The organism is Bacteroides thetaiotaomicron VPI-5482, assembly GCF_000011065.1.
GTDB classification, from domain to species: Bacteria; Bacteroidota; Bacteroidia; order Bacteroidales; family Bacteroidaceae; genus Bacteroides; species Bacteroides thetaiotaomicron.
Genome location: NC_004663.1, coordinates 1,252,568 through 1,276,350 on the forward strand (window position 1 = coordinate 1,252,568; position 23,783 = coordinate 1,276,350).

Annotated in this window: 14 protein-coding genes and 1 pseudogene; 5 read left to right on the plus strand and 10 right to left on the minus strand. The window is 43.1% G+C overall.

Annotated elements, in window-relative coordinates; translation table 11 throughout:
• Positions 1 to 462 precede the first annotated feature (462 nt).
• From BT_RS05060 to BT_RS05080, 5 genes and pseudogenes are all read right to left on the minus strand, one after another.
• A pseudogene (locus BT_RS05060) lies at positions 463 to 652 on the minus strand (PD-(D/E)XK nuclease domain-containing protein); the annotation flags it as partial.
• 7 nt (positions 653 to 659) lie between these two features.
• Positions 660 to 1,388 (minus strand): nitroreductase family protein, encoded by a 729-nt coding sequence (locus BT_RS05065; protein ID WP_011107566.1) that lies wholly within the window; start codon positions 1,386 to 1,388, stop codon positions 660 to 662.
• A gap of 233 nt (positions 1,389 to 1,621) precedes the next feature.
• On the minus strand, positions 1,622 to 2,413 hold the full coding sequence (locus BT_RS05070; RefSeq protein ID WP_011107567.1) for a head GIN domain-containing protein: 792 nt from the start codon (positions 2,411 to 2,413) through the stop codon (positions 1,622 to 1,624).
• Positions 2,414 to 2,479: 66 nt separating this feature from the next.
• On the minus strand, positions 2,480 to 3,268 hold the full coding sequence (locus BT_RS05075) for an alpha/beta hydrolase (RefSeq protein ID WP_011107568.1): 789 nt from the start codon (positions 3,266 to 3,268) through the stop codon (positions 2,480 to 2,482).
• A 5-nt stretch (positions 3,269 to 3,273) separates the two neighbouring features.
• Entirely contained in the window at positions 3,274 to 4,272 is a 999-nt protein-coding gene (locus BT_RS05080) for a quinone-dependent dihydroorotate dehydrogenase (RefSeq protein ID WP_062695115.1), read from the minus strand.
• 228 nt (positions 4,273 to 4,500) lie between these two features.
• Here BT_RS05080 and BT_RS05085 point away from each other — a divergent pair, with 228 nt between their 5' ends.
• Genes BT_RS05085 through BT_RS05100 form a run of 4 tightly spaced genes read left to right on the plus strand, consistent with a single transcriptional unit; the run spans position 4,501 to position 13,538 of the window.
• Entirely contained in the window at positions 4,501 to 6,969 is a 2,469-nt protein-coding gene (locus tag BT_RS05085; RefSeq protein ID WP_162303191.1) for a glycoside hydrolase family 95 protein, read from the plus strand.
• 13 nt (positions 6,970 to 6,982) lie between these two features.
• A complete protein-coding gene (locus tag BT_RS05090; protein WP_011107571.1) occupies positions 6,983 to 8,185 on the plus strand; it encodes a glycoside hydrolase family 88/105 protein in 1,203 nt (400 codons plus the stop codon).
• A 36-nt stretch (positions 8,186 to 8,221) separates the two neighbouring features.
• Positions 8,222 to 9,673 (plus strand): glycoside hydrolase family 140 protein, encoded by a 1,452-nt coding sequence (locus BT_RS05095; RefSeq protein WP_011107572.1) that lies wholly within the window; start codon positions 8,222 to 8,224, stop codon positions 9,671 to 9,673.
• Positions 9,666 to 13,538, plus strand: coding sequence for a family 78 glycoside hydrolase catalytic domain (locus BT_RS05100; RefSeq protein WP_011107573.1), 3,873 nt, complete (start codon positions 9,666 to 9,668; stop codon positions 13,536 to 13,538). The genes BT_RS05095 and BT_RS05100 overlap by 8 nt, the downstream gene beginning before the upstream one ends.
• 78 nt (positions 13,539 to 13,616) lie before the next feature.
• Here the strand turns inward: BT_RS05100 and BT_RS05105 are convergent, their stop codons facing one another.
• Entirely contained in the window at positions 13,617 to 15,131 is a 1,515-nt protein-coding gene (locus BT_RS05105) for a fimbrillin family protein (protein ID WP_224200378.1), read from the minus strand.
• 557 nt (positions 15,132 to 15,688) lie between these two features.
• Here BT_RS05105 and BT_RS05110 point away from each other — a divergent pair.
• The gene (locus tag BT_RS05110; RefSeq protein WP_011107575.1) at positions 15,689 to 16,576 is read left to right on the plus strand and encodes an SDR family NAD(P)-dependent oxidoreductase; all 888 of its coding nucleotides are present in this window, start codon (positions 15,689 to 15,691) and stop codon (positions 16,574 to 16,576) included.
• Here BT_RS05110 and BT_RS05115 read toward each other — a convergent pair.
• The 4 genes from BT_RS05115 to BT_RS05130 form a co-directional block, all read right to left on the minus strand.
• On the minus strand, positions 16,564 to 17,346 hold the full coding sequence (locus tag BT_RS05115) for a patatin-like phospholipase family protein (protein WP_011107576.1): 783 nt from the start codon (positions 17,344 to 17,346) through the stop codon (positions 16,564 to 16,566). The genes BT_RS05110 and BT_RS05115 overlap by 13 nt on opposite strands.
• A gap of 170 nt (positions 17,347 to 17,516) precedes the next feature.
• Complete coding sequence (locus tag BT_RS05120; RefSeq protein ID WP_011107577.1) at positions 17,517 to 19,478, minus strand: 6-O-methylesterase; 1,962 nt, start codon at positions 19,476 to 19,478, stop codon at positions 17,517 to 17,519.
• Between the two features lie 37 nt (positions 19,479 to 19,515).
• Positions 19,516 to 20,853, minus strand: a complete 1,338-nt coding sequence (locus BT_RS05125) for a glycoside hydrolase family 28 protein (protein WP_011107578.1) — start codon at positions 20,851 to 20,853, stop codon at positions 19,516 to 19,518.
• A gap of 36 nt (positions 20,854 to 20,889) precedes the next feature.
• The gene (locus BT_RS05130; RefSeq protein WP_008765808.1) at positions 20,890 to 23,751 is read right to left on the minus strand and encodes a glycoside hydrolase family 78 protein; all 2,862 of its coding nucleotides are present in this window, start codon (positions 23,749 to 23,751) and stop codon (positions 20,890 to 20,892) included.
• Positions 23,752 to 23,783 lie beyond the last annotated feature (32 nt).

Sequence of the window (23,783 nt, forward strand, 5' to 3'; positions counted from 1 at the left end):
TAGATATAAATAGTGCATCTTCTTTCTCGCTTGAAAAAAGATGCACCAAACACAAACAAAACAAACAATAGAGCTACCTTCACAGGCGGCCGGTCCGAAAGGACCAATACTTTTGATAGTGAAATCTCACTTCACAAATATCCGCATATTTGGGGACTAGCCAAACTCCATCCATGTCGGATACAAACAATAAATGTTTCGAAGGTGACTAATACTATGACACAAAGGATGAAATGTTGCGGAATATAAAAAACAAGACCAGACAAGAAGATTCTTTTGTACTATTTGTATAATCAGGAAAAAATAAATTTCATTTATTAAAAAACGATTAAATCACGTCGGTAAGCATCATTCATCCCTTTACTCCGGCGGATTATGTCAATTAAAACGGAGATATGCCAAGCATATCTCCGCACATCTGATTATCTAATAGGATTCACTTTAATATTAATTGTTATCTGGTTAAAGCAACCATCGTCCAATATTCCTTTTCTCCGCACTGAACTCCACTCCTACTTTCACGACTTCACGTCCGGCTGTCTGATAAGGAATCAGATAGCCTTTTTCATCAATCTGCTGCAAATCCTGCTCGGCAGTCCCATTCAGTTTGAATTCGAATACATATATATTTAGGCGTTTTTACTACTGCGTCCGTGCCATCAAATCTTACGATAAACTTCCTCAAACGGTACCCTGCACCGTTCTCCCCAAATTCCTTTATTTCCATTCCGGATTCCACAAGAAACTACCATATTTATTTCAGCACCATGAGGCAACTTAAGCAACCTTTTGAGCCGTCGGCTATCCAAGCCTTCCAAGGGACAGGTATCATATCCTTCGTTCGCCATAGCAATCATAAATGTTTGAGCAGCAAGCGCACAGGATTTATGTACTACCACACGCACATCACCTTCAGATACTTCGAGCATCATAGGGCGGAAAATGCTGATAACATTAGCAAGTAGTACTCTGAAAAGTCCTAAGATACCGCAGAAACGGGCATAAACAAACGGCATCAATATCCCATAGTACAGTTTTCTGTCTTTAATACGTTTCTCCTGCCTGTCTATAGGACTATTCCGCCGTATATTTCCTGTCTCGAAATCAAGAACGAATTTCGCCCGCTTCCGATACAAGTCACGACGTGTGACGAAAACAACAATCTGCGAAGCTGTGGAAGTTGCTTTTTGATCAAGACAAGCTCTTGATACCTTTGCCATCAATTCAGGCTGTGTGATGTGATAAAACTCCCATAGTTGCATATCAGAACTATTGGGAGCCAAAGTTGCCAATTCCAGGCAATGCTTTACTTTTTCTATATCTATTTCCTTTTCTTTATCATATACCCGTACAGAGCGACGATAATTTAAAACTTCATCTAAATTCATATACTACTTGACTTAATTGAATAATATTTCATAATGTGCAATATCAGAAAATACAGATAAGCCCATATAAATAAAACAGATCTGCAAGTTAATTGTATCTTGGCTAACTATATTTTTAACATATTGTCATTGCATATACTTCGATAGAGATCTATGAATGTCTAAATAAAAGCGGGCAAATATGTGATAAATAACATATTTGCCCGCTTTCTATAAAAAATAAGATTCGTATCTTACTTACCGGTAATCGAATTTTTCTTCCCCTGCTTATTTACAACTGAAGGGCTTCCTTTATATTCAATATCACCACTACCACTAACTCTCGCATCCAACTGTCTGGAAGCGTAGCATACTATATCACCCGAACCTGCAACTGTAGCAACGACATTAGTTGCAGCCAGTTTTTCAGCACTAATATCTCCGGAACCATTTACTGTCAGTGTCGCCTTCTGTGCAGAACCTTTAATATTGATATCACCGGAACCATTAACTTCTGACATCACAGTAGTCGCTTTCACATTTTTCAAATCAATGTCCCCGCTTCCTTTCACCAAAGCAAATATATTAGTATATTGCAGATTCTCCGCTTCGATATCTCCGGAACCGGCTATATTCAAATTCAGGTCATTCCCTTTGATTGCACCTTTCAGATATACATCTGCCGAACCTTTAATATTTACCTGATTCAATGAAGGGGAAGAGGCTATCACTTTCAAACGACGCTCTCCACTAAGAATCTTGACACCCTTTTTGATATTCACCTGCAATACTCCATTTACTGTAGAAACTTCCAGCAAGTCTACCAAATTATCCGAACCGTATATAGAAACTGTCGTTTTAGAACCATTACTCTGACGATACTCAACATCAGGACTGCCTAATACGCTGATTGAGCTGAAGTTGCTTACGTTATTCAGTTCTTTTGTGATATATTTCTTACTGGGAGTAACGGTCTGCGCCTGTATTCCTGTGACCAACAGAAACATTAGCACTACCAACATAGATGTAACCTTTGAATTTCTCATAATTTCTTTTCATTAAATATTTTAATGACAAATATAGGAAGTATATTTCGAATTACAAGAAAAGAATTACAATTTTGCCAACCATTCTCCAAGTTCCTGAAGCCACTCCTGCTTATACACAAAACTATCATTATAACCGAATCCATGTCCTCCCGCAGGATAGATGTGCAGAGAAATGGGGATATCTGCTTTCTGTAGTCTGGCAGCATACATAATACCATTCAGAGGGCTTACCACAGCATCATCTGCAGCTGCTACAATGAAAGCGGCAGGTGTGCCGGAAGTAATATGCTCAATCGGTGAATACTGCTCCATCTTATCCGGTGAATAGGAATGACCAAACATTCGTTCACGACAAGGAAAATGTGTCAAACGATCATCGACACTGACTACCGGATACATCAATATCTGAAAATCCGGCTTCTCATCATCAGGCAAAAGCGTAGCTGAAAAAGTTGCCAGATATCCTCCGATAGAAGCCCCCATCACTCCCAGTTTATCACAAAACTCCGGAAACTTTTCTCGCACAACCTTCAATGCCAACCGGGTATCTTGTTCGGGAACATCAGGATTACCATGAGGCATTCTATATTTAAAGACGATATATGTAATTCCCAGCTTCGTAAACCATTCGGCAAAATCAATACCTTCATTCTCCAGATTAGTCTTCAGAAATCCACCTCCGGGACACATAATAACACTGCTTCCATTGGGCCTGTCACAAGTAAAAACAAATAAAGTTCCTTCGGAAGCATTTTCTACGATTCCAATCAGTTCGGCATTGTCCACTTTCGACAAATCATAGGTCGTCATGGATAAGTCCTCATACAAGCTAATACAAATTAATTTCTTCATATCGATTAATGTTTAAGTTTCTTCCCTATTTTATGAACAACAGAAGGACCGGAATAAATAAATGCCGAATAAATCTGTACCATATCGGCCCCTTGGGAAATCATATCGGCTGCATCCTCTGCTGTCATTATTCCTCCTGCCCCGATAATCAGAAAGTGGCGGTCGGTGTGCTCGGACAGATAATGCACTACCTTCTGCGATTTCTTTCCGATACCCCGACCACTGACGCCACCGTTACCGATCTTTTCCAACTGTTTTGTTTTTGTCTGATGCAATTCTGAGCGGTCCATCGTCGGACCCGTGGCTATAAAGCCTTCTATGGAATATTTATATGCAAGGGAAATGACCAGATCCAATTCCTTCTCATCAATATCCGCCGGGAGCTTAATGAAAATACTGCACCGTTTGTTCACTGCCTCACGGAATGTTGTGAAGTTTTCTAAAACTTTAGCAAATGATTCTTTATCTATACTACCCCAGTTCAACGTAAAATAATCTACACTTTCATATAAACGAGTGAAAACCAGCTCAAAATCTTTGATGATCTGCTCACCGACAGAAAGCGGATTCTTATTGATATTTACTCCGAGTATGTAAGAATGTTTTCTGTGTCTTCTGATATGCGCCAGAGCTACATCGACACCGCAATTATTGAACCCTGTACGTGAGATCAGTGATTCGTCTTCTACCAGCCTGAAGATACGGGAAGAAGGATTTCCCGGTTGATAATCAGGAGTTACAGTCCCCACTTCCAGAAATCCGAAACCAAAATCTGCCAACTCATCAAATGTTTCCGCATTTTTATCGAATCCGGCAGACAAGCCTATCCGGTTTTTGAATCGCAGACTTCCGTATGAAAAAGGTTCGTCCACTTGATAGTGTCCTCTTACGCATGCACGAACCGGAAGCAGATAGCGATAGATTCTTAACCAGTTCAAGAGCATCCGATGTACTTTTTCAGGATCAATGAGAAATAATAACGGTCTAACGATTAAATTATACATTTTCAATTATCTGTTTTTTAGATTAAAGATATGAATCCACACTCAGGAAATAACTTCTTCCTAGTGCTCTTACGTATGCAAAGTAAGACCTTTTTGAGCAGATATTGAAGTTCATTTTTTTTATACCCGATAACTTTTGATTATCCCTGCTTCTTATTGCCTGTATATTGGGTACAAAATTCCTTTTTAATCGTCCTCCTATAAAAGTATAAAAGCGATTAGATGAAAATGAATAAAAAGAGATTAATCGGATATCTGTTTGTAATGGTCTCTGCAGGATGTATTCATGCGCAGGAGAAAAAAGTATCTGCACAGGAATATAAGCTATGGTATGACCGTCCCGCACAGGTATGGACCGAAGCTTTACCCTTGGGAAACGGGCGTCTGGGGGCAATGGTATATGGAACGCCGGGAACAGAACAAATACAACTAAACGAAGAAACCATTTGGGCAGGACGCCCCAACAACAACGCAAACCCGAACGCACTGGAGTATATTCCGAAGGTACGTGAACTTGTTTTTGCCGGAAAATATCTGGAAGCACAAACGCTCGCTACGGAGAAAGTGATGGCAAAAACAAATTCGGGAATGCCTTATCAGAGTTTCGGCGACCTGAGAATTGCTTTCCCCGGACATACCCGCTATTCCGATTATTATCGGGACCTGAGTCTGGACTCGGCACGTGCCATCGTCCGTTATGAAGTAGACGGAGTGCAATATCAACGTGAAACGATCACCTCATTTACCGATCAGGTAGTTATGGTACGACTGACCGCCAACCGTCCGGGACAAATTACCTTCAACGCACAGCTCACCTCCCCTCATCAGGATGTAATGATTCACTCTGAAGAAGGGAACTGTGTGACCCTTTCAGGGGTGTCTTCCTTGCATGAAGGACTGAAGGGAAAAGTAGAATTTCAGGGAAGGCTGACCGCCCGCAACCAAGGAGGAAAAATAGCTTGTACCGATGGCGTCCTCTCTGTAGAAGGAGCTGACGAAGCCACAATCTATGTGTCTATAGCCACTAACTTCAATAATTATCTGGACATCACAGGCAATCAGACAGAACGTGCAAAGAGCTATTTGTCCGAAGCGCTGGTTCGTCCATTCGCAGAAGCCAAAAAGAATCACGTAGAATTTTATCGTCGATATCTGACCAGAGTATCTCTGGATTTAGGGGAAGACCAATATAAAAATGTGACAACCGACAAACGTGTAGAGAATTTTAAGGACACACATGATGCGCATCTGGTTGCCACTTACTTCCAGTTCGGCCGTTATCTGTTAATCTGCTCGTCACAACCGGGCGGGCAACCCGCTAACTTGCAGGGTATCTGGAATGATAAACTTTTCCCTTCCTGGGATAGCAAATATACCTGTAATATCAATCTGGAAATGAATTACTGGCCATCGGAAGTGACTAATTTAAGTGACTTGAACGAACCACTTTTCCGGCTGATAAAAGAAGTGAGCGAAAGCGGAAAGGAAACGGCAAAAATCATGTATGGAGCCAACGGATGGGTATTGCATCATAACACGGATATATGGCGTATCACAGGAGCACTGGACAAAGCCCCTTCGGGTATGTGGCCGAGCGGCGGTGCATGGTTATGCCGTCATCTATGGGAACGATATCTGTACACCGGAGACACAGAGTTCCTGCGTTCCGTTTATCCGATATTGAAAGAATCCGGACTGTTCTTTGACGAGATTATGGTGAAAGAACCTGTACACAACTGGTTGGTAGTCTGCCCAAGCAACTCACCCGAAAATGTACATTCCGGCAGCGACGGCAAGGCAACTACAGCCGCCGGATGCACGATGGACAATCAGTTGATATTCGACCTTTGGACAGCTATTATTTCAGCTTCCCGAATTTTGGATACGGACAAAGAATTTGCCGCTCATCTGGAACAACGCCTCAAAGAAATGGCTCCTATGCAAGTAGGACATTGGGGACAATTGCAGGAATGGATGTTCGACTGGGATGATCCGAACGATGTACACCGCCATGTATCCCATCTATATGGATTATTCCCCAGCAACCAGATTTCTCCTTACCGCACTCCGGAACTATTTGACGCTGCACGCACTTCTCTGATTCACCGTGGAGATCCGTCCACCGGATGGAGCATGGGATGGAAGGTTTGCCTGTGGGCACGCCTCCTTGATGGTGACCATGCCTACAAACTGATAACCGACCAATTGACTCTGGTACGTAACGAAAAGAAAAAAGGAGGTACCTACCCTAACCTGTTCGATGCTCACCCGCCTTTCCAGATCGACGGAAACTTCGGTTGTGCTGCAGGTATAGTCGAAATGCTGATGCAAAGTTACGATGGCTTTATTTACCTGCTTCCGGCACTTCCGACTCTCTGGAAGGACGGTTCTGTCACAGGTATCATCGCCCGTGGAGGTTTCGAACTTGATTTAAACTGGAAGAATGGAAAAGTAAATCGCCTGGTCGTGAAATCTCATAAAGGTGGTAACTGCCGTCTGCGTTCACTCAACCCGCTGAACGGAAAGGGCTTGAAACGTGCCAAAGGAGAGAACCCGAACCCTCTCTATGCAGTCCCCACGATTCCCCAGCCATTGGTGAATGAAAAAGCCAGCCTAAATAAAGTGGAAATTGCAAAGACTTACTTGTATGACCTGCCTACCAAAGCAGGGCAAGAATATATATTGATTGGAAAATAATAACTCTACCTATATGAACAGAAACTTGTTAAAACTGATTGTTGCTTGCGGAGCTGCTTGCTTCATCGCCTGCACAGCACCTCAAAAAGCAGAAACAGAAAAATGGAGCGAACGTATGGCACGCTCTGAGATGAAACGTTTTCCCGAACCCTGGATGATTGAAAAAGCAAAAGTACCCCGTTGGGGATATACCCACGGACTTGTTGTAAAGTCTATGCTGGAAGAATGGAAACATACCGGAGACAGCACTTACTATGAATATGCCAAAATCTACGCAGACAGTCTGATCGATACGGACGGCCATATCAAAACGATGAAATATCTTTCATTCAACATTGATAACGTCAATGGCGGCAAGATTCTTTTTGATCTTTATGCACAATCAGGAGATGAACGCTATAAAATAGCTATGGATACCCTACGTAAACAGATGGCAGAACAACCCCGCACAAGTGAAGGAGGATTCTGGCATAAGCTAAGATATCCCCATCAGATGTGGCTGGATGGCATCTTCATGGCTTCTCCTTACTTGGTACAGTACGGCAGTACTTTCCAGGAACCGGCACTATACGATGAAGCTGTGAAACAGATTCTTCTGATAGCACGCAAAACTTACGACCCCACCACAGGACTTTACTATCACGGATGGGATGAAAGCCGCGAACAGAAATGGGCAAATCCCGAAACCGGTTGTTCTCCTAATTTCTGGAGCCGCAGTATCGGATGGTATGGAGCAGCCTTGGTAGACGTACTGGATTATCTCCCTCAGGAAACGACCGGACGAGACAGCGTAATGCAGATTCTTCAGGGATTGGCAAAAACTTTAATGAAATATCAGGACCCTCAGTCCGGCACCTGGTATCAGGTAACAGATCAGGGAGCGCGTGAAGGAAATTACCTGGAATCTTCGGCAACCGCCTTATTTATCTATACACTTGCCAAAGCTGTCAATAAGGGATATATCAGCAAGGATTACATCGAACCTACCCGCAAAGCTTTTGATGGAATGGTCAAGACATTTACCCGTCTTGAAGAAGACGGTAGCTATACCATTACGAATTGTTGTGCGGTAGCCGGACTGGGCGGAGACTCCAAAAGATACCGTGACGGTTCATTCGAATATTATATCAGCGAACCGGTTATAGAGAATGACCCGAAATCAGTAGGATCGTTTATTCTGGCGGCCATCGAATATGAGAAAATGACAGACAAATAAATGTAAAGATATGAACTCCAAAAACGATAAAGTACAATGAGAAAATTTAAGATTCTTCCTCTCTTATTGCTGCTGTTGACATTGGCAACTTCTGCCGCAGCACAAAAGAAAACACAAAAGACGTATATCCCATGGAGCAACGGCAAACTCGTCGTTTCTGAAGAAGGACGTTATCTGAAACACGAAAACGGCACTCCTTTCTTCTGGCTGGGAGAAACCGGCTGGCTGCTGCCTGAGCGTCTGAATCGTGACGAAGCCGAATATTATTTGGAACAATGCAAACGCCGCGGATATAACGTGATTCAGGTTCAGACATTGAATAATGTCCCGTCTATGAATATCTACGGACAGTATTCCATGACTGACGGCTACAACTTCAAGAATATCAATCAGAAAGGCGTATATGGTTATTGGGATCACATGGATTACATTATCCGTACCGCAGCAAAGAAAGGTCTTTATATCGGCATGGTCTGCATCTGGGGAAGTCCGGTAAGTCATGGCGAAATGAATGTAGATCAGGCAAAAGCATACGGCAAGTTCCTGGCAGAACGCTATAAAGACGAACCTAACATTATCTGGTTTATCGGTGGGGATATCCGTGGTGATGTGAAGACTGCCGAATGGGAAGCATTGGCAACCTCCATCAAAGCAATCGACAAGAACCATCTGATGACATTCCACCCGCGTGGCAGAACGACTTCTGCTACTTGGTTCAACAATGCACCGTGGCTGGATTTCAATATGTTCCAGAGCGGACACCGCCGTTATGGACAACGTTTCGGTGACGGAGATTATCCCATCGAAGAAAATACGGAAGAAGATAACTGGCGTTTTGTAGAACGCAGTATGGCTATGAAACCGATGAAGCCCGTTATAGACGGTGAACCCATCTACGAAGAAATACCGCACGGTCTGCATGATGAGAACGAATTACTTTGGAAAGATTATGATGTACGCCGGTACGCTTACTGGTCTGTATTTGCCGGTTCTTTCGGACATACGTATGGTCATAACTCCATCATGCAGTTTATCAAACCGGGTGTAGGCGGTGCTTATGGTGCTAAAAAGCCTTGGTATGATGCTCTGAATGATCCCGGATACAATCAAATGAAATATCTGAAGAATCTGATGCTGACCTTCCCATTCTTCGAACGAGTACCGGATCAGTCTGTCATCGCCGGACAGAATGGCGAACGTTATGACCGTGCCATCGCAACACGCGGCAATGACTATCTGATGGTATATAACTACACCGGACGCCCGATGGAAGTTGATTTCAGCAAAATCAGCGGTGCCAAGAAGAACGCATGGTGGTACACAACCAAGGATGGTAAACTGGAATATATCGGTGAATTTGACAACGGTGTGCACAAATTCCAGCACGACAGCGGCTACAGCAGCGGAAACGATCATGTCTTGATTGTAGTAGACAGTAGTAAGGATTATGTGAAGAAAGACTGCTATCAAATTGACACTCATGAATAAAAAGATACTTATATTATCATTCTTATCTGTTCTGTTTCTTGCAGCAGGTCCGATACGTGCAGCCATAGACGTAACCAACCTGCGGACAGAGCAGCTAAAGAATCCGTCGGGTATCGATACGCGCCAACCCCGTCTGGGTTGGCGTATCGAATCGGACGAACAGAATGTGATGCAAACCGCGTATCACATTCTTGTTGCATCTTCCCCCGAGCTATTGGCACAAGGGAAAGGAGATATGTGGGATTCCGGAAAAGTAGAAACAGATGCTTCCCAATGGATAACCTACCAGGGAGAAACTTTGAAACGCAATGCTCCCTACTTCTGGAAGGTGAAGGTTTACACCAATAAAGGTGAAAGTGATTGGAGTAGTCCGGCTTTCTGGAGCATGGGACTATTCAATGAAGCAGACTGGCAAGGTCAGTGGATCGGTCTGGACCGTGCAGCTCCGGGGGACAGTGAAACTCAATGGAGCCGCCTGGCAGCCCGTTATCTTCGCAAGGAATTTGCCTTGAAGAAAGAAATAAAGCGTGCCACAGTGCACATTGCCGGAATGGGATTGTATGAACTGTTCATCAACGGACAACGCATAGGTGATCAGGTACTGGCCCCCGCTCCTACCGATTACCGGAAGACAATCTTGTATAACACATATGATGTCACTTCCCAACTTCAGCAAGAGAACGCCATCGGTGTTACTTTAGGTAATGGTCGTTTTTATACCATGCGTCAGAATTACAAGCCATACAAGATTCCGACCTTCGGATATCCCAAACTGCGCCTGAATCTGATCGTTGAATATGCTGATGGCAGTAAGGAGACAATCGCGACGAATACTTCATGGAAACTGACAACCGAAGGTCCTGTCCGCAGCAATAACGAATATGACGGCGAAGAATATGACGCCCGCAAAGAACTGGGAAACTGGACGCAGACAGATTATGACGATACAAAATGGATGCCGGCAGAACGCGTCAGTATTCCTTCGGGTACACTTCGTGCCCAAATGATGCCGGGGATGAAAGTAACGGAAACGCTGAAACCTGTTTCTATCCAAAAAATGGGTGACAAATACATTATGGATACCGGTCAGAATCTGGCAGGATGGGTACGTTTCCGCATCAAAGGTCAGGCAGGCGACAGCATTCGTCTTCATTTTGCAGAACGTCTGGAATCAGATGGAGAAATCTTCACGAAAAATCTGCGCGACGCACATTGTACGGATATATATGTAGTTAGCGGACGTGAACCGCAAGGTGCCACCTGGGCTCCCCGTTTTGTGTATCATGGTTTCCGTTATGTGGAAATCAGCGGATATCCGGATGCCAAAACCGAGGATTTCGTAGTGGAAGTCGTAGAAGATGAGATGGATCATACAGGCTCTTTTTCCTGTTCGGACAAAACATTGAACCAAGTTGTACGTAATGCATTCTGGGGGATTCGGAGTAACTATAAAGGTATGCCGGTAGACTGTCCCCAGCGTAACGAACGTCAGCCCTGGCTGGGAGATCATGCAATGGGCTCTTGGGGAGAAAGTATGTTCTTCGACAATCATGCCATGTACAACAAATGGGCACGTGATATCCGCGAAGCACAGCGCGAAGACGGCTGTATTCCTGATGTAGCTCCGGCTTACTGGAACTATTATTCGGATAATGTCACATGGCCTGCTACCCTGCCCTTAGTCTGCGATATGCTCTTCACTAATTATGGAGACATACGTCCGATAGAAGATAATTATCCGGCTATCAAGAAATGGATATCGCACATCCGTGAGTATTATATGACAAAGGACTACATCATCACCAAAGATAAATATGGAGACTGGTGTGTTCCACCCGAATCGTTGGAAATGATTCACAGTCAAGATCCTGCCCGCAAAACGGATGGTGCCTTGATCGCTACCGCCTATTACCTGAAAGTGTTGCAACTGATGCATCGCTTCGCCAGTCTTCAGGGATTGACTGCGGATGCAAAAGAGTGGGAAGACCTGGAACATAAAATGAAGGATGCATTCAATGCACATTTCCTGCATATAAAGGAAGGTACTTCACTTGTACCCGGTCATACTCTGTATCCGGATAGTGTTTTCTACGGGAATAATACTGTAACAGCTAATATTCTGCCACTTGCCTTCGGTCTCGTGCCCAAAGCACATATCAAAGAAGTAGCAAAGAATGCAGTAACCACCATTATTACAACGAACAAAGGGCATATCAGTACCGGAGTAATCGGTACGCAATGGCTGATGCGTGAATTGAGTCGTCGGGGGCATACAGATGTAGCTTATCTGTTGGCTACCAATGATACATATCCTTCATGGGGATATATGGCAGCACAAGGTGCCACCACTATTTGGGAACTTTGGAACGGTGACACGGCAAATCCCGGAATGAACAGCGGAAATCATGTTATGTTATTAGGAGACTTACTCCCCTGGTGTTTCAACAATCTGGCAGGTATCCGTGCCGACCGTTGGAAATCCGGTTACAAACATATTGTTTTCCAGCCTGCTTTCGAAATTCAGGAATTGAGTAACGTGGATGCTTCTTATATGAGTATCTACGGAAAGATTACCAGCCGATGGAAAAAGACTCCTATGCATCTGGAATGGGATATCGAACTTCCTGCCAATACTACAGGAGAAGTACATCTGCCGGATGGACGAAAAGAAAAAATAGGTTCCGGAAAATATCATTTCAGCGTAGATATACCGACACGGAATGCTGCCATCATCAGCGATGAATTTCTATATGAGAAAGCTTCTTTCCCGGAATGCCACGGGGCGACCATTGTAGAACTGAAAAACGGTGACCTCGTTGCTTCTTTCTTCGGTGGAACCAAAGAACGTAATCCGGATTGCTGCATCTGGGTTTGCCGCAAGCCCAAAGGTGCCAAAGAATGGACGGCTCCCAAGCTGGCTGCCGACGGAGTTTTTTCACTCAAAGATTCGCAGGCTGCTTTAGCCGGCATAGATTCGACCTGCACTCCTGTAGTGGATGCCAAAGGAAAACTGACTGCCCGCCGGAAAGCTTGCTGGAATCCTGTACTTTTCCAGATACCGGGAGGAGATTTGATTCTGTTCTACAAAATAGGACTAAATGTAGGCGACTGGACCGGCTGGCTGGTTCGTTCAAAAGACGGTGGGAAAACTTGGGGCAAACGCGAAGCCTTGCCGGAAGGATTTCTAGGTCCTATCAAGAACAAACCGGAATACATCAACGGTCGCATCATCTGCCCGTCAAGCAGAGAGGGCAAAGGGGGATGGCGCATTCATTTTGAATATTCGGATGATAAAGGCAAAACCTGGAAAACGACAGAGTCGGTACCTGCCGAACTGTCTGTCCCGACTCAGAACCGTAAAAAAGGTGGTATTAACGTAGATGATCAGGAAGCGGGAGAAGCTATTCAGGGAGAAGGGGCACAACCGATTCTTGCCATCCAACCCAGTATCCTAAAGCATAAGGATGGAAGATTGCAGGTACTTTGCCGTACACGCAATGCAAAGATTGCAACATCATGGAGCAGTGACAATGGTGAAACATGGAGTAAAGTGACATTAAGCAATGTTCCGAACAACAATTCCGGAACAGATGCCGTGACAATGAGTGACGGACGTCACATTCTCATTTACAATCATTTCTCCACATTGCCAGGCACACCGAAAGGTCCCCGTACTCCTCTCTGCATAGCCATATCAGAAGATGGAATCAACTGGAAACCTATTCTCACATTAGAAGACAGCCCTATCAGCCAATATTCTTATCCAAGCATTATTCAGGGAAAAGATGGAAAGTTACATGCAATCTATACCTGGCGTCGCCAACGGATCAAGTATACGGAGATAGATCTCTCAAAGTTTAAGTAGTAGCTGAATAAAAGAAAAACAGATTCTCTGTTATCATTATACCGCACTGACAATTATCGTATCAGTGCGGTATTTCAATCAAAAAGCAAGACACGCACGGACGCAATGTTTACTGTTCTTATAATCCCAATCCATGGCGCCGACGTAGGTGTCGGCATAGTATGCGTTGAGAAACGGATCGTAGTCGTCCTCCGAACTCGACCAATACCCCAATTTCCACCCATAGTCATTATCCCCGGTAGCTTTATTGACAGCGGATAAAAGATAAGCTTTATTGTACATCCAATACCAGCATTGACCTAGCGAGGGTAAAAACCAACCACTGCTGTTTGCAGGAGCGGGATGGCTATACTCATAATCCGTTACCCAATAGACAGGGGGAAATCCATTCTTTAAAGTTCGATTCTCGTTTTCCGCAAACGAGATGATCCCCTGTGTATTCTTATAGCCATAGAAACCGGTGCTCGGCTCACCTCTGTTTATATCAGTTAGGCTCCAAAGCCCCCATGTACAAGCATTTCCTCCATTGGCATCATAAAGCGCAAGAACGTAACCATGTACGGTATGCATCTCTGTTATACCATATTTCTGTTTATATTTACAGTAGTCTACCCATTCGCCTTCACTGTCTTTACCTGACTTCAAAACGATACCCAAGCAGTTCATATCTGCGGAAAGAGCAGTAACATCACCGGGAATCAAATAGCCGTTATTACTTTCATCCTTGCAATAAAAATCGCCCATTTGAGCTTTATCCAATGTATAATCACCTATATCTTTTAAAACCGGAGTGAATGTATAACAGGTATTAGCAGATAAATCTGTATCAGGCATCGCACCACTATACATCTCTTTGTTATATTCATAAAGCCAACGAACCTTTGCCCTTTTCGGAGAAATAATTATTTGGTAACTGCCATCATTCATTTGGTAAGGGAAAAGAGGCTCTGTTCCGACATTGAAACTCACATCACTAATCGAAGAAGGAACATAAGTAAAGTCTCTCCTTCCATTAATTTTGCATTTTATGGAAGGAGACAACGAAAGTAAGGAATAAGCATGTTCAAATACTATATCCAATTTCTTTAACGGTCTACCACTCGTGTCACTCCATACCAACAAATCGGAAGCACGGTAGGCATCTTTGCTGCGTTGGTCACCCTGCGGTAAGAATTTACCTTTTAGATCATCTATGTTAATCACGTTATCCACTTCCTTACTATACGGAAAGTAGGCAAGGTAAACGGTGGCTTTATTGTCGTAGTAAATGGTTGTTTTTCCTTCATCGTTATTGCTGTCGAAGCTCCAAATGTTACCATCATATCGATAAGGTATGTTGTCGGATAGTACATTATTATCTGCATCCAGCACAATGATGCCGATACGATCACCATTTTCGAAAGTACCCGTACTTCCGCTATCCGTAGCACGAATACTGGAAACATCGTTGATAGCAAAGTCACCAACACGAACGTTCAGTTGCAATACTTCACCGTCTTGCTGCACCATACCCGAATCTATTTTTTCATCACCATTGCAAGCCATGAAGGATAATAACGAGAGCAACAACAAATACTTCAAATTCTTTTTCATACTCATTTTTCTATATATTATTAAAAAGTCAAGATGACACGGATAGAATTCTTATCCGATACGCTCTTTGCATGGTCATTATAAAGAGCATTTCCTACTAATATGAAATTCCTCTCGATACTAAAAAGCTAGAACTGTTTTTAAGACGTTTACCATTATTCATAGCCACTAATGGTTTAACATTTTTCAACACTATATACAAGTAAAAGCCCAAAGACTTATATTTTAATTACTTGTCAATAGAAATCTTTGGATAATATTTATAAAAGGAACAGATTATTATAAGGTGTATTTCCTCAGAAATCCGGCGTTATAAAATCATCAAACTCATGACCAATGATAATGATGATATTAATCTTATAGATTATTTGGAGATTACTTATTCAAAATATACCCCCTAAGCAAGGATATTATTATAGTTAGTTTTTAGGGTTAAAACTGCTGGGGTTTCAAACAAAATACTGATTTTCAATAGTCATCATAATGGCTTCTGACTAATTTTGCCTTTTCGAATAAATATAGTATTTTTGTTCCTCAGATTTAAAAATGAAGAATTCATGGCAGATAATTATATAGAAAGACAACAAGAGCAATACGAGGCCAGAAAAGCAGCTTGGAAACAGGCACAGAAATATGGGAAAAAGAAAACGACTACCAGCAGTCAAGTCAAAACGGAGGTAGCAGGTGAAATTGTTTCAAAGTCGGACAGCCTGAAAAAAAGAATATTCGTGACAGGCGGAGCGGAAGGCATAGGGAGAGCAATAGTAGAAGCATTCTGTAAAGACGGACATCAAGTAGCCTTCTGTGACATTAATGCTGTGTCCGGTCAACAAACGGCAAGAGATACCGGAGCCATATTTCATCCTGTTGACGTTAGTGATAAAGAAGCACTTGAAAGCTGTATGCAACAGATATTGGATGAATGGAAGGACATTGACATCGTCATCAACAATGTCGGTATCAGCAAATTTTCTTCCATTACAGAAACAAGTGTCGAAGATTTCGACAAGATTCTTTCCGTCAATCTTCGTCCTGTATTTATTACTTCACGGTTACTTGCCATTCATCGTAAGGCACAGTCTGATTCTAATCCTTATGGAAGAATCATTAATATCTGCTCAACACGTTATTTGATGAGTGAACCGGGAAGTGAAGGTTATGCAGCTTCCAAAGGTGGTATCTATTCTCTGACTCATGCATTAGCTTTATCATTATCCGAATGGAATATCACAGTAAACTCCATTGCTCCGGGATGGATACAAACACAAAATTATGATCAACTCCGACCGGAAGACCATTCTCAGCATCCTTCCCGACGAGTGGGCAAACCGGAAGATATTGCCCGTATGTGTTTATTTCTCTGCCGGGATGAGAATGATTTTATCAACGGTGAGAATATAACCATTGACGGAGGTATGACGAAAAAAATGATTTATACGGAATAAAGTTCTGTATTCAACGCATCCCGGGTAATCTCTATTCCCGTCTCCACAATAGAAGCTGCATGATGGAACTCCAGCATATCATAAGCATTGCCGGACATCTGAATTAAGATATCCGGCTGACAACGTTCTACCTGATAACGGGTAATTTGCTGCATCATCATTCTTGAAGATTCTGTCAACAAGTTATAAGGACTCATTTTCTTTTTCTTACCGCAATCAATCGGAGCATTGACATCGACTGCTATCAGAATATCCCCTTCCGTACGATGCACCTGATTCAGCGGAAGGGGATTCAGTATTCCTCCGTCAATCAGAACCATACCATCTTTCCGTAAAGGCCGGAAGAGCATCGGTATAGAAATAGTAGCACGAATAGCATCATACAAATTACCACTATCGAACCTCACTTCCTGATCGCAAACAATATCAGTAGCCATTGCCACGTATGGTATAGGCAAATCTTCAATATTCATAACGGGAATAATCTGCTTCAGTTCTTTGATAAAACGATCCCCCTTCACCAAGCCGTCCCGACTTAATGTCAGATCCGCCAGTTCCCACATCTTACGTTTATCCCAGCTATAGAGCCATTCTTTACATTCCTCCAGTTTTCCCGAAGCATACATTGCGCCTACCATCGCTCCCATCGAGCTTCCGGCAATAGAAGTTATCTCGAAATTATGACGTAACAATTCTTCAATGACTCCAATATGCGCAATACCACGTGCGCCACCCATAGAAAGGACTAATGCTACTTTTTGCTTATCCATATAATATACGTTTTTATTAGCTGTCCACAATATAACACATTTTCTGCAATAAAAGATGTCCGACCAGCTCTATTATTCTAGAAGTAAATGAAGCAAAAAGCAGCAATCCTCTCTATGTCAGAGGTATTGCTGCTTATAGTACGCATTAATAAAAAAGGATCTTTGATTCTCTATTTCCCTTCTTTTGCTTTTTCCGCCTTTCGCTTTTCTGCATAGTCTTTATACATTTGGCGCCAGTTACGGCCATGTTCATAGAAATACAGTTCGATCTTCGTTTTATAAGCTTTAAAGATAGCAGATATCTGTTTCATGCTTTTGTAATCAACAGCTTGTTCGCGAGCCAGTTTCAGCTGTTCAAGTATAAAGGCTGTTTCTTCCTCCGTCATATCAGGAACAATCTCCTGATACCCTTTCATGGTAAAAGCGACTTTGCCAACTGTATATTTATCTAAAATCTGCTCAACTTGTTCTTCCGTCAGTACTCTGCGCAGCCCTTTCATCAGTCTTTCATGAACCTCCTTGGGCATAGCTGAGTCTGCTATTATCTCACGTTCGAGCTGAGTTAACGGTTTGCCCGTTGTAGGATTGATACCCGCAGGTATTGTCGTGTATGGATGATCATTATGCCAGTCTCGAACCTGGCGAAGATGATTATAAATAGTCGTCACCGCAAAACCTGATTTCTTTTCATCATCCAGATTGAGTGAAGCTACCCATTCCATTGCTTTCTTTTCAAGAGAAGCATCCGATTTCAATTTGGCAAAAGCCTTCTTATCAAAATAAGCAGCCACCTTGTCGAACGAACGAATTGCATTTTCCGGTAGTAGCTCCCCTTTCTCTCCAAAGCTGTACATGGCAGACTCCGGTTCGATAGTTACTTTACTCTCATCCAACATCTTTTTATCTAAATCGAAGACTTCGGCAAAGAAATCATAGACTGCATTTCTTTTATTCGGACCGAAATCATGTTTTTCTTTGGGAAGATGAACGTTCGTCACGTTGTCTTTCGCATCATAGAATCCATAGATACGCTGCAAATACGGAAATTCAAGTGCAGGAACACTTGCTGTCCAGTCCCCGCCATCAGAAACCACTAATTGCGGACGGGGAGCGAATGTTGCAGCCAGTTCAGCATTACAAGTACCTCCTGCCGATAACTGAATAGGCATACCGCTTTCACAAGGACAACCGCCATCGAAATGAGAAGCCAGACTAACCACCGGGGCAGAAGCAGTAAAACGGTCATCCAACGTTGTCAGTAGTACAGTATGCGTTCCACCACCGGAACCACCGTTGGCACCAATACGCTTGGTATCGATATCTTTACGGGAAGCGAGCATATAATCGAGAATCAACAATCCATTCATTGCCTGAATAGTATGTGCCGCACTACTGCGATGCGCCGTACTTCCCACCTGGAGAATTGATTCTCCCCAGCCAAACAAATCATAATCGACACAAACAGCTCCCATACGAGCTAATGTACCCATACGCTGCTGCTGATCTTCCCGATAACGACCGCCACCAAAATGTCCGTTCGGACAAATAATCAGAGCGTGTTTCCCTTTCGATTGAGGCGTATAAACAGACCCGCAAACATACAGTCCCGGAAGTGTTTCAAGTGCGAAATTCTGCACAGTATAGCCATCAAACTTCCGTATTTTCGATAGAATGGGGGTTGAGTTTACACATTGAGCCAATAAAGTATCGATCCCCAAACGTTGACGGACCTCTTTTCTCAGTGAATCGGCACGAAGTTCAAAAGCCTGCTTATCCGCATAAAGCGTATTGAGATAAGCCAGCATTTTTTCTCCGTCAGCATCTGTACGACGAGGATATTCATAAGCCTTCAACTTATATAGATTACCGCTCTGTCTGACAAATTTATAATCGAATGGTGACAATACATTCGTCAAAGATTCTTCTACAGAATAAGGGCGAATACGGAAATCAGCATAAGGCAAAATCTTCCCTACCGTATCGATATCATATTTCAGACGGATTCCGAAACGATTTTGAATATCTGTCAATACTTCATTCAAGGGACGGGCAAATTCCGTCTCGTATGTCTGCGTCTGTGCTTCTGCCGAAAGAGATGCAGCGAGAAGCAATGAGAAAAGGATTCGTTTCATTTTCTTATATTTATAAAGATGTAACCTCCCAAGAGGTTTATTTCAGTTTCATTTCTTCACCGTTAATAATTACGTCATCCATAGTGATACGTTCACAATCTTCAAAGATACACTTCTGTCTGGCTCCCTGAATATGGATGTCACGCAATACAATGTCAGAAATCGGAGCTTCTTCCAGTCCTACTATTTTAATCGGAGTCTTTACATCCGTCACAGTCATACCGCTGATATGAACATTACGAAATATCGGAGTACGCTCACTCTTTGCTTCTGCAGGCATTTGGCTGTATTTCAGATTCAAGACGACAGCCTCCTGCTTGATGTTACTCATTACGATATTACTGACACGGATATCCTCTACGACTCCTCCCCTTCCACGGGTTGACTTGATGCGGATACCACGATCGGTTCCGTCAAATACACAGTTAGAGATCGTGACCTTACGCACACTACCACTCATTTCACTGCCGATCACTACACCACCATGACCGGAAAGCATCGTACAATTGGTAATAGTAATATTCTCACACGGTACTCCCAAGCGGCGGGCTTGTGCGTCTCTTCCGGATTTAATCGTAATGCAGTCATCGCCTACAGAAATATGGCAATCACTGATATGTACATTCCGGCAGGATTCAGGATTGATTCCATCCGTGTTGGGAGAAGGGACATTATTTATTGTGATCCCTTTGATGGTCACATTATCACAAAACTCCGGATTAACAGTCCAGAAAGGAGAATTGACAATTTTCACTCCTTCAATCTTCACCTTCTTGCAACGAACAGGCTGAATGAACGGAGGGCGGAAAAAACGACGCTGCAAAGTGCTGACATAATCTTTATTCGTCTCTGCATAGATGGCAGTCGTATCATTCTGAGCATCCCACATCGGCTGATATTTATTAATATCACGCATACCATTATCTTTTAGGTCAATCATTACACGAAAGAACTCCATCCACCACTTCTTACCTTGACCATCCAGTGTACCTTCTCCCTTAATAGTAATATTTTCCGCATCAACCGCATAGATTAACGGCTGGAAACTTTTCATCATGACTCCTTCGTGACGTACTTCTACAAAAGGAAGATAATCATCAAAGTTGTCTGAAAAAAGCAGGGTAGCTCCGGCTTCCAGTTCCAGTGTAATGTTACTTTTCAGATGGATACTTCCCGTCAGATACGTTCCGGCAGGAAAAAAGAGCGTACCTCCGCCTCCACGATTCAAACGGTCAATCGTTGAATTTATCAGCTTTGTATTGAGAGCTTTCCCATTTGCTTTTGCACCCGCTTTCAACATATCAACGCGTTCGGCACGAAGGATCGCTGTTGCGCAAAGGCAAAGAAAAGCCAAAAGAGTGATTCGTAAATTCATATTCTATATTATTAAATAGTTCTTCTTTTTTATATCTTATTCGGCAGCAACAAACTTATATGTCCCGCTTTGTACTTCTTTCGGTTCTTTTTCACCCGGAAGATAAACGATAGCAGTGGTATTCACCGGTACAGATACATTCAGAGTAAAAGTACCGCTCTGACGAGTCCAGTCTACCAGAATCGTACCGTAAAGAGTCTCATAAGTTGATTTAACGTATTTCAAGTCTCCTACCGGCTTCGGAGCAATGACAAATTTCTGATAACCTTGCATTGGCTCATCCTTTTCATTTACAGAAGCTGATAATGTTGTAGACGGACGAATACCAATCAATGAATTAAAGAACCATTCATCAATCTGTCCCATCATGAAATGATTCCATGAAGAACCCTGACGCGGGTCCCACTGCTCCGTCAATGTAGTTGCACCAAACTTCAACTGGAAGCCATATCCGGGAGCTTCTTCATGATTGAACATCTTATAAATAAGCTCATGCTGTCCATTACGTGCCAATGTCTGAATCAGATAGCGGTTTCCCACATCTCCCGTGGTCAAACGATTGCCGTGCGATTCCACATCTTTAATCAGATTCGTCAACACTTTGGCAGCCAGACTTGCATCCGGCGTGTAATCTCCTTTATCTCCTGTACTTTGAATCATCTGAAGGAAGATGGGAAGTGCATTACTAGCTTGACTCCCTGTACCATATTGTGCTGTATTACTATCCAGGAACCGTTTGTTAAACGCTACCATTATATCGTATGCCAATGAACTGTAATAACGAACGTCAAATTCATTGCCTACCATTCGGGCAGCCTTTATCAGATACATGACAGTCATATAATAATGTGCCGTAGCCACCAACGGAACAGGTGTATTACGGGAGAATCCGGCGCGGAAATCTCCATAATCATACCAGTCACCCAATCCGAAAGAAAGAATACCGTTATCTGCCCGAGTCTTAAGATAGTCAGTGTAACGACGCATATGCTGATAATACTTCTTAATCAAAGAATCATCCCCGTAAGTTTCATAGTACATAAACGGGAAAATAACCAGTGAACCTCCCCACTCCGGGGATTCGGCAAAAGCATCCATTCCGGGACCTTCAAAGACTACATACTCCGGAGCCGTTGTGGGCATTGCCCCATTCGGATGCTGGGCGTCTGCCATATTCTGCATAATCTGTGGAGCATAGGCTGTCAGATCATAATTATAGAGCAGTCCCGGTCCATTAAGGTGCACCTGTTCCAGCCATCCGAGTTTCTCCCGATGCGGACAATCAGTAAATACGGATTGCATATTACTGCGAACCGCCTTCTCAATCAATCGATGAGCTGCATTGAATATTCGGTTGGAAGATTCGAATGTAGAGACTTTCTTTGCCGAATTATAGATAAAACAGGATTGAATGTTTTTAAGGACAGGCAGTTTCTGAGGATTTTTCTGCCCTTTCAATACAGCACCTTCTACCTGAATGTACCGAAAACCATAATATGAAAAACGAGGATGCCAGATTTCGTCACCTTCACCTTTCAGTGTATATTCATAATAATGCTGACGCCCTGTCTGACGCTGATTACAAGCTCCTTCATCCATCAATGCTTCCGCTACTATCAAGGTGACTTTCTGTCCTCGTTTACCACGTACGGTTATCTCCGGAAAACCGGCCAGATTCTGTCCCATATCCAACACAACTGCAGAAGGGTCTACTGTTCGTTTGGTAGATTTGGAAGCAGCCATCACCTGTTCTGAATTCAACTTGGTTACTTTCTGAATATCATACCGTTCCATAATCTTCACCGGAGGTGCCATCTGCGAACGGAGCACTCCTTTCGGCGCTTCCTGAACCACTACCGGACGCCAATGACTATCATTGAAACCAACTTGATTCCATCCTTTCTGTTCGCGACGGGCATCATAATCTTCCCCTCCATAAATACAATTAAAGGTTATCGGACTCAGATCATATTTCCACTCATGATCCGAACGGATCGTCTCGCGTGTTCCATCCTCATAATTGATTACTAATTCAAATAAAAGTGTGGGAGGACCAAAACTAATCTGCAATTTGCGATAGCGCCCTCCCTGTACATTGTAGAATCCATTCCCCAATAAGATTCCTACAACATTCTCACCATCCTGTAACTGCTCCGTTACATCGTATGTATTATAATAAACACTCTTATCATAATCGCTCCAAAGCGGAGCAAATTCACTATCTCCTATTTTTTTGCCATTCAGAGAAAACTCATAGAATCCCAGGCCACAAACATACGCAGTAGCTTCCACGATTTTCTTTCCGGATTTCCGATTCGCATTCTTCCCTTTTGCCTCTCCTGTCTGAAACGTTCTTCGCAAGCAAATACTTTTCTTTGCCAAAGTATCTACCGCTTCCCAAGCAGCTTTCACCTCCGGTTTCTTCAATTCGCCACCATGAAACTTTCGCCCTTCGGGAAGGTGAGAATCCTTACGAGTGATGGCGCCGATCCATTTCCCTGAAGAAAGGTCATCGGATGCCAAACGGAATTTTGCTTCCTGACTCCATTCGGAAGGAGTATCCGTCTCATCCCAGACACGCACACGCCAACTATAATTAAATGGATTATTCAGACATATATCCGCTCCTTCAGTCGGAACCAGCTGACTCTGTGAAGAAGTAACCTTTCCACTATTCCAGACGGAACGTCCGGTAAAAGCCTCCCTAATCTCTATTTCATAAGCAGTCTGTCTCGTGCCATTCTCCGGTGATTCCATTGCCCATCCCAAACGGGGACAGCTTTCAACGACCACCAGCCCTTCCTGCATTTCGCAGGTAAGGCGGCTGATCGTTATATTCTTTGCCTGTACGAAGCATGGCAGACAAAGTAGAAGAAGAAGATATTTCTTAAAAGTCATTATTGCTCTGTCTCTTATCTGTTATAAATATA